We start from the raw sequence: 8,722 nt of genomic DNA on the forward strand, positions 1-8,722 counted from the left end.
TGTTTGAACAGGTTGTCATATATCAACCTCGCCTGCGGATGGCAGCACGAGCCGGAACGTCGCGCCCCGCTCGCCATTGCTTTCCGCCCATAGCCGTCCGCCGTGCATCGAGATGATCGAGATACTGATCGACAGGCCGAGCCCGAGACCCTGCGGCTTCGAGGTGGGAAACGGCGAGAACATCTCGCCGAGTTGCTCCGCCTTCAGACCAGGGCCGCGGTCGCTCACAGAAATACTGACCCCTTCTCCTTGCGCTGCAGTATCGACTTTCACCGACACGACGCGGTGTTCCGCACAACACCCCTCTACCGCGTCGAACGCGTTTTGCAGCAGATTGATCATGACCTGCTGCAACTGAATGCTATCGCCCCGAACCAGCGGCACACGCCTCCCGATATCGAGCGTCACGCTGACCCCGCGCACCACCGCATCGCGACGCATGAGGTGCATCGCTCCGCTGACCAGACTTCCAATATCGATGGATCGTGTCTCGGGTGCGGCCCGACGGACGAACTGCCGCAGCTTGCGAACGATCTCAGTGGCTCGAAAACTATCCGCCACGATGTCCGCAAACGCCTCCCGCAAATCAGTTGAACCGCTTCTGGTCAGATGCAGGAATCGCTGTACCGCCTGTGCGTTACTCAGGATCGCGGTGAGCGGCTGATTGATTTCGTGAGCAAGAACGGCCGCCATTTCCGCCAGCTCGAAAACGCGCGCAAGATGCGCGTGCTGCGACTCGTCGCTAACCATCTCTGCGTGAGCTTGCACGTCGTCGGCAGTGACGACCCATACGAATGCGCCAGCCGGTCTGTAGTGCGTGCACTTCACGCTGACCGGCCGTTCGCTGCCGTCCTTACATCGTGCAACGGCTGTTCGTCGCGCGCTGGAAGCTGCAAAGTCTTCTGGTGGGCCGCTTGATGATGGATGTCCTCGCCGTGCCACCGCGTCGTTATCCATGCGAGGAAACAACTGCGCGAAAGAGAGGCCGCTCATTTCCTCGGCGGTATAGGAGAAAAGCGTTGCGGCAAACTGGTTGGCCTGTACTACCTTATTAGCGTCATCGACCACGATCATCGCCGCAGGCATCATTTCCAGCAGTGGCTTCAGCGCTTCTCTCGCGCGGTTACGCCTCGTGTCTTCAGCGCGACCCGTCGGCCATGACAGATATCTGACCAGCGCACTCTTTAACTGCCCCATACGGTCGGAGCGCGCAGTAGATGGTCGTCTGTATGCCCGGGGGTGCAACTGCTTTCGAACGAAATTGTCCTGTCCGCTCCCCGCTTTGCGAGGTGCCACGTCGAGTATGTCGACCCGCGGCCTGTCATGCGCTCGATTTGCCGTAACCATCCTGGCAGGTCTGCCTGACGGCGTCGGGCTCTGTCTCCTTGCGCTGGCTCCCCATGAATGTTTAAGCCGCTCAAGGGCTGACGCAATCCCCGCCATCATCGTGCGGGGGTCGCGTGTGGGCATATTCATGACTGGACTCTCCGTATTGGCCCTACGGTATCGAGCAGCAACGTGCGCCTCTTCGCGGGAATGTGCTCGAACATGCCACGTTACCCGCTCAACAGATCGACAGATGAGCGAACTCTTCGGTCAATCAGCAAAATGAGATCTAGTAGGTTATTGGTCGGCTCACCTAATCGCACGAAAGCCGTATTTGTTTGGTACCTTTGAGTACCATAGACGGGAAGATAGCCGGATGAAAGGTAGCAACCTGTTTTTTTCAGAATTTTTTTCGAGCGAACTGGAAGCGTCGGAAAAAATGGCGTGACTCGCGTTCGACTTGGCGTTCAATAGCCTGTTAATAACATCGTTGCAAGTCGACGAGGGAGTTGGGAAGTACCGTATGGACACATTTGCGCCTTAAAGGCACATGGTGGCCGTTCGTCACCCGTAGGCGAATTAGAAGGCCGAGGCTACCGGAGCATGGCTTTCGCTGCATCGCTTGCATTCCGCTTCACGCTCACCTATGCAAGAAGCAATCGAGTTCGCTTATAGCGTACAGGCAGTGAGATTCAAAACGTTTCCGGTTTGGAATCGCGTTACGCGCTCTACTTCGGCGCGATTATGCTAACTGCGACCAAATAGCATAATTTCGCGCGCTGTCTAAAGCTGAGTCAGATAGCGATAAGTGCGTGAATGAGATGGTTCGCGGTCGAAGTCAATCAGGCGACATTGCAGCATGAACGGGCTGAAGCATTCCTGACCAAGTTCGGATTCCTGACGTTCGACCACATCCAAACTCTATTTCCGAGCGAGTACGCGTCCCGCGCGTCGTGCCGACCTTTAACGACACGACGCCGGATGCGCTGCATGGATCGCGGACATGTCCTGAATCGATTGAACCATCGTCGTCCAGGTCACGCCGGAGCGCGACGAGGTTCGGATCGCGCAAACGCCCGATACATTGCTATCACATGCTTCAGGGCCTAAAGGTTGAGCTTCGTCACCTTCGCACCGTTAACCGAAGCGTCGGCCATCAGTCCGACATTGGTGAGCACGAGGGCGACTACCTGCGAGGTTGCCGATGTCGTATCGATTGCGCCATTCGCACCTACCTTCACGACCGATACCCCAACATCACCCCCGGCCGACCAGCCAGACGAACTCTGAAATTTGGCGAGCGCGTCGCTTGTCATGAACATGAAAATGACAGCGGTGGATTGTGCCCCCGCCTGAAATCCAAATGACGCCGCCGCCGTGCTGTAATAGCCAGCCGTAGTGCCGCCCACACGCAATGCGCCTTCGCCATACTGGGCGCCCACAATGAACGCAGCCTTCTTCACGTCGGGAAACACCAGAATCCCTTGTGCCTTCGACGCAAGTTCCCGTGAGCCTTGCACCGTTGAGAACAGCCGGCTCAATGTACCGTTCACACTCGCATCAATGGCCTGGCGCTTGGACGCGTCGGTCTCAGCGCTTTTGCCGCCGCCTGACGTCATGGTGCAACCGGCAACCGCCAGAGTGGAAGCAGCCATCGCAGCCGCAGTTCTTAACACGAAGTTCCGTCTGTTCATTGTTGGCCTCCGTTAGCGCTCCGGCCGAAGGACCGGTACGCGGGTAAACACATCGTTCTTAAATCGTTGAATCGTTGCGGCAGCAATCACATCACTCGGTCGGCCGCAGTCACATGACGCGGTCAGATGAGTACTCAGGTAGTAACGTTAAGGGCTCGTCCCGGCTTGACCATTTCTGTGATGTCATGGCGACGAGAGGAATAAGACTCTCGCCTTACAGCTCGCCGCTATCTGCGGGCCAAGGTAGACTTCCGGCCACGGTTGCGTCACGCGTCCATGAAGCACTTCGCATCCAGCGGAATAACACGCACGCCGTTTCGCTCAGTGGCGGCATCCAATAACACGTTCCGCCTGACTCCAATCTGCAGCGGCCTGCCGATTGTTGCGAGCCCGCGCTCCGCAAACCATCGTGCCGCCAACCGCGCCGATTTCAGCGCCCTCGCCGGCTTGGCTAGACCGCAACGCTCAGGAACACACCGCTCAATGCGACGGCGCAAAAGCGGTGTTTCCTGTAAACATCCACAACAGCTCCCAGGGTGTTCCCGACGACGCATAAGCTCGCGTCGTGAGTACATGATTGCGCTGCGTATCTGTTGAGGACAATCGGACCAAGGTCGTATGCGATCACTGCGGCCGATGCCGCATTGCGAACATCGGTGAATGGGCGTGCGCAGTGATCATGCTCTTCTGCCTCGCGATTCTGTCCTGAGACACTCTCGCGTGAATAAGCGTTTGAGCCCGCCACGGGTTGTCGAAGTGCCCAGTTCCAAAGGCGTAATATAAAATCATACCCATCCATTTTCGCGAGTCGCCCATGCCGAGCAAGCACGCGCCATGCGTTAGTCTGACGGAGCGACTGGCGTCGTTCATAAAGGCAGAAATTGTCGTAGGCCGCTACAGCACGGCAAGCGAGGCCGTCCGTGCCGGACCGCGGCTGCTGCAGGAGCAGTCCATGCCTTCGCTGGACAATAGCGCGGACGGTACGCCCCCGAAGCGGCAGGCCCATCCCGTTGGTCGCAAAGGCGCGGCAATGCGGGACAAACGATGACGCGACCCACCACATTTCCGATTGTCGGCATAGGCGCGTCCGCTGGCGCCGTCGAAGCGCTTGAGGGCTTCTTCCGCGGCATGCCGCGAAATCCCGGCCTCGCGTGCGTGATCGTCACGCATCTGAGTCCCGATCGCGACAGCATGCTGCCGGAAATCGTCGCCCGTTTTACCGACATGCCGGTGCACGCCATTGCAGACGGCACATCCATCGAACCCAACAATGTGTACCTGTTGCCCACCGACGCCGTCGTAAGTGTCGAAGACCGCACACTCCACGTGCAGTCTCAGGACAAGATCCGGCGCGAGCGCAAACCGATTGATGTTTTCTTCAGCACGCTCGCGGCCGACGTCGGCGAACTGTCAGCCGGCGTGATTCTCTCGGCCGCCGATTCCGACGGCACACTGGGCATCAAGGCCATCAAGGAGCGCGGTGGGCTGACACTCGCGCAGGCCGGCGACGGCTTTGGGCCGCATCATCCGGACATGCCGAGAAGCGCGATCGCGACGGGCCTCGTCGATTTCGTGGTGCCCGCCGAGGTAATGGGCCAGAAGCTCGCGAGCTTCGCCGCGGGCGTCTTCATGCTCGACGGCTTTGCCGGGAAATCTGGAGCGCAAACCAATGCAAGCGAGTTCGACGAAGCGCGCACTGCGATCTACGCGATCCTGCGCAGTCAGGTCGGACATGACTTCAGCGGTTACAAGGTGAACACGTTTGTGCGCCGCGTGCAGCGGCGCATGCAGGTCCTTGAAATCCTCACGCCGGAGGCATACGTTGCGCGTCTGTCGAAAGAGCCGGAAGAAGTCGCCGCTCTGTTTCGAGACCTGCTGATCAACGTGACCAGCTTCTTTCGCGATGCGCAGGCGTTCGAAGCGCTCGCGGAAATCGTGATTCCCCAGTTGCTGGAGGGACGCGGCGCCGACGACACAATTCGCGTGTGGGTGCCCGGTTGCGCGACCGGTGAAGAAGTCTATTCGATCGCCATGCTGCTGCGCGAGCAGATGGATGGCCGCCAGCCGGCGCCGCGCGTACAGATTTTCGCCACCGACATCGACGACGGCGCGCTCGCCGTCGCCCGCGCGGCACGCTACCCGCTAGCGATGCTCGACGGTGTATCCGACGAACGGCGCGAGCGCTTCTTCATTCGGGACGGCAGCAGCTATGTCCTCACGAAGGAAGTGCGCGACTTCTGCATCTTCTCGCCGCACAGTGTGATTCGCGATCCGCCTTTTTCGCGCATCGACCTGGTCTCCTGCCGCAACCTGCTAATTTACTTCGGTACCGAAATCCAGAATCAGGCGATCCCGACGTTTCACTATGCGCTGCGACCGGACGGGTACCTCTTCCTCGGTACATCGGAGAACGTCAGCCAGTTTGACGAACTGTTTCTGCCCGTCGAGAAGAAGCACCGCATCTTCCGGCGCAGAGCTGATGTTTCGCCGCAGATCCGTGTGCCGCTGTCAGTCTCGTCGTTGAAGATCGGGCAACCCGGAGGACTGACGCCAAGCCGCCCTGCGCTCGGCGGCGCTGCGCTGCGGCACGTGGTGGACAACCATATGCTGGAGCGCTTCACACCGCCGCATGTGCTCGTCACGCGCGACGGCGATGTCGTCTATTACTCGGGCCGCACCGGCAAATACCTGGAGGCGGCGCCCGGCGTGCCGACGCGGCAACTGTTTGCGCTCGCACGCAAGGGACTCAGCCTCGATCTGCGGTCGGTGTTTCGCGAAACGGTCGAGTCGGGCCGCACGGTCACGCGCGAAGGCGTCGTCGTGGAGGGCGAAGACGGCCGTGTGCAGCTCATCAGCCTGACAGTGGAACCGCTGACTGGTCAGCCGCAGGACGAGCATATGTATCTCGTCATCTTCGAGGACGAAGGCCCGCTAGCGGCCCGCGAGGAAGCGCTCGCGCGCGCGCAGTCCATGCACGACGGCACTGCGGCGCAGATCGAAAAGGAGTTGCGCGAGACTCGCGAGCGTTTGCAGTCCATGATCGAAGAGTACGAGACGGCGCTGGAGGAATTGAAGTCCTCCAATGAGGAACTGGTCTCGGTCAACGAAGAACTGCAGTCGTCGAATGAAGAGCTGGAGGCGTCGAAGGAAGAACTCGTTTCGCTCAACGAGGAACTGCAAACCGTCAATATGGAATTGAGCGGCAAGATCGACGCGCTCGACCGCTCGAACAGCGACTTGCGAAATCTGTTCGAGAGTACGTCGGTGGCAACGGTGTTTCTCGACCGCAACCTGGTCATCCGTTCGTTCACGCCGGCAATGGACAGCATCTTCCATATCCGTGCTATCGACCGAGGCCGTCCCATCACGGAGCTCGTCAGCCGCCTTGAGTTGCACGGTCTCGAGCACGATATCGAGACCGTCTTCAAAATGAACCAGCCGCGGGAGCGCCACGTCAGCGGCAGGGATGGGCTTGCGCATTTCCTGGTGCGCCTTGCGCCGTACCGCAACGGCGACAGGCAGATCGACGGTGTGGTGATTGCTTTTGTCGACGTCACGGACATGGTCCATGCCGAGGACAGGCAGAACGTGCTGATCGGCGAGTTGCAGCATCGCACGCGCAATCTGCTGGCGGTGATTCAATCTATTGCTGAACAGACGCTCACCGCCGATCAAAAGCTGGAAACGTTCACGAGCCGCCTCGCGGCGCTGGGACGTCTGCAGGGATTGGTCGGGGAAGCGGACGGCAATCTGATCAACCTGAGCGATATCGTGCGGCTCGAGTTCGATGCGCTCGGCGTTGCAAACGGCGAACGGGTCAAGATCAATGGCCCGGTCGTGCCGCTCGGATTCCGGAACATACAGATCATCGCGCTCGTCCTGCACGAGCTGGCGACCAATGCGCTCAAATACGGCGCGCTGAAGGATGAGCAGGCACGACTCGACGTGCGCTGGCGCGTCGAGGCGGGCACCGCCGAGGCTGCATTGCTCGTATTCGAGTGGGTGGAAAGCGGGGTTCGCGTCAGACCGGATAGCAGCCGGACCGGCTTCGGCCGGCAACTCATCGAAAAGGCGCTGAAGTTCACGCTTCAGGCACGCACCGAACTCACGTTCAACGCAGACGGCATCTCGTGTCACATCGAGATACCGTTACCTGCAGCCGGTTCGGCGGGCGGCAATGCGTCGAATGCCACACCATCGCAGCAATCGCGAACGCGTTGAACGGTCAACGCATCATGGTGTTGGTCGACTGCCTCACGTAACCGACGACGCCAACGCAACCGCCTTCTGCAGGAAGTTTGCTGTCTTTGCGGGCGCGGCCTCGATGCGTGAGGCCAGCACGAGCCGGATCGAGATGGCGTTGCCGAGCACGTCGGTATAAGCGACGCCTTCGACCTGTATCTGACATACCGAAGCCGGTACCAGTGAGACGCCGAACTCGGCAGCGACCAGATTCACCACGGACGAAAGCTGCGGCGCCTGCTGTCCCGCGATCGGCTCGAAGCCGGCTTCCCTGCATGCTCCGACAATGACGTCATGCAGCGTGGGACTCGCTTCTCGCGGAAGCATCACGAACGGATCTTCTGCCAATGCGGACAGCGCGATTTTGCGTTTCTTCGCGAGACGATGCGTTGCCGGCAATACGATTCGCATCGGCTCGATTGCGATGTGATGGAACTGCACGCCCGCTGGCGACTGACTGCCGAGACGCACGAAAGCGACGTCCACACGGCCGTCGCCGAGATAGGCGAGCAGTTGTGCGGTGTTGCCTTCGGCAAGCGTGAGGGTGACGTTCGGGTAGTCCTGCCGATAATCGCGAATCAGCTTGGATACGACAGGATTGAACGCTGCGGACCCCGTAAAGCCGATGTTGAGCTGCCCGATTTCGCCGCGACCCGCGCTCTGCGCTTTTTCGACCGCCAGCCGCGTGTCGTGCAGGATGCGCTTGGCGTCGGCGGCGAAGGCCTCGCCGGCCTCCGTCAATACCACGCCATGACCGGTGCGGCGAAACAGCCGCACGCCCATTTCGTCTTCTAGCGCGTGGATCTGCTGGCTGAGCGGCGGCTGACCGATGCCGAGTCTTTCGGCCGCGCGAGTGACGTTGCGCTCTTCGGCGACAGCGAGAAAGTAGCGAATATGACGCAGTTCCATCTGATATCTGAAAAAGCTATTTCAGTAAGACGCGATAGATATTGGACAGTATATCAGCGGTGCGACAAAATATCGCTATCGCGCGGTCCGTCCTAAATATCTTCCCGCAATACAACTCCGTTCGATCAAAGGATGAGGTGGGACGATTCGCGCCTATATCGGAGCGAGCGGCGGAGTGCGCCGTTGTGTTTATCTAAAGAGGCAAAGGGGGTCTACTGTGGCTGACACATTAAAAAAACCGAGGCCGGAATTCCGGAACATCGGTATCGGGCAGATATTGATGGCGTATCGCCTGCCGCTTGCAGGGCGCGTGTCGATTCTTCATCGCTTGAGCGGTGGTCTGCTGTTTGTTTTCCTTCCGTTCCTGCTGTACCTCTTCGACCAGAGCCTGACCTCCGAACTGAGCTTCGAGGTCTTCAAGGGCTTTCTCTCCAACATCATCGTCAAGCTCATCACGCTGGTGCTGGCCTGGGCGTTCCTGTTCCACTTCTGCGCCGGCATCCGTCACCTCGTGATGGACACGCACCGCGCGGTCAACAAGGAAGGCGGCA

6 protein-coding genes are annotated in these 8,722 nt (G+C 59.6%); 3 read left to right on the forward strand and 3 right to left on the reverse strand.

Annotated elements, in window-relative coordinates:
- Positions 1 to 15 precede the first annotated feature (15 nt).
- The gene (locus H281_RS34485) at positions 16 to 1,476 is read right to left on the reverse strand and encodes an ATP-binding protein (protein WP_033379460.1); all 1,461 of its coding nucleotides are present in this window, start codon (positions 1,474 to 1,476) and stop codon (positions 16 to 18) included.
- 956 nt (positions 1,477 to 2,432) lie between these two features.
- On the reverse strand, positions 2,433 to 3,020 hold the full coding sequence (locus H281_RS0109735) for a BPSL1445 family SYLF domain-containing lipoprotein (protein WP_027804453.1): 588 nt from the start codon (positions 3,018 to 3,020) through the stop codon (positions 2,433 to 2,435).
- A gap of 814 nt (positions 3,021 to 3,834) precedes the next feature.
- Between H281_RS0109735 and H281_RS35610 the strand changes: the two genes are divergently transcribed.
- Together H281_RS35610 and H281_RS0109750 are read left to right on the forward strand one after the other, a co-directional pair.
- The gene (locus tag H281_RS35610; protein ID WP_020066920.1) at positions 3,835 to 4,068 is read left to right on the forward strand and encodes a ribbon-helix-helix domain-containing protein; all 234 of its coding nucleotides are present in this window, start codon (positions 3,835 to 3,837) and stop codon (positions 4,066 to 4,068) included.
- Positions 4,065 to 7,241: a CheR family methyltransferase gene (locus tag H281_RS0109750; RefSeq protein WP_020066921.1), complete on the forward strand. Its 3,177-nt coding sequence runs from the start codon at positions 4,065 to 4,067 to the stop codon at positions 7,239 to 7,241. Before H281_RS35610 ends, H281_RS0109750 begins: the two co-directional genes overlap by 4 nt.
- 33 nt (positions 7,242 to 7,274) lie before the next feature.
- On the opposite strand, the gene H281_RS0109755 is transcribed toward H281_RS0109750, so the two are convergent.
- Positions 7,275 to 8,171 (reverse strand): LysR family transcriptional regulator, encoded by an 897-nt coding sequence (locus H281_RS0109755; protein ID WP_020066922.1) that lies wholly within the window; start codon positions 8,169 to 8,171, stop codon positions 7,275 to 7,277.
- Between the two features lie 217 nt (positions 8,172 to 8,388).
- Here H281_RS0109755 and sdhC point away from each other — a divergent pair.
- The coding region (gene sdhC / locus H281_RS0109760) for a succinate dehydrogenase, cytochrome b556 subunit (protein ID WP_033379519.1) at positions 8,389 to 8,722 on the forward strand (334 nt) is incomplete at its 3' end.

This window comes from Paraburkholderia caledonica, from assembly GCF_000383275.1.
Lineage (GTDB): Bacteria > Pseudomonadota > Gammaproteobacteria > Burkholderiales > Burkholderiaceae > Paraburkholderia > Paraburkholderia caledonica.

Coding starts and splice junctions, on each gene's coding strand:
- H281_RS34485 (WP_033379460.1), bottom strand. CDS start 1,476: ATGAATATGCCCACACGCGACCCCCGCACGATGATGGCGGGGATTGCG.
- H281_RS0109735 (WP_027804453.1), bottom strand. CDS start 3,020: ATGAACAGACGGAACTTCGTGTTAAGAACTGCGGCTGCGATGGCTGCT.
- H281_RS35610 (WP_020066920.1), top strand. CDS start 3,835: ATGCCGAGCAAGCACGCGCCATGCGTTAGTCTGACGGAGCGACTGGCG.
- H281_RS0109750 (WP_020066921.1), top strand. CDS start 4,065: ATGACGCGACCCACCACATTTCCGATTGTCGGCATAGGCGCGTCCGCT.
- H281_RS0109755 (WP_020066922.1), bottom strand. CDS start 8,171: ATGGAACTGCGTCATATTCGCTACTTTCTCGCTGTCGCCGAAGAGCGC.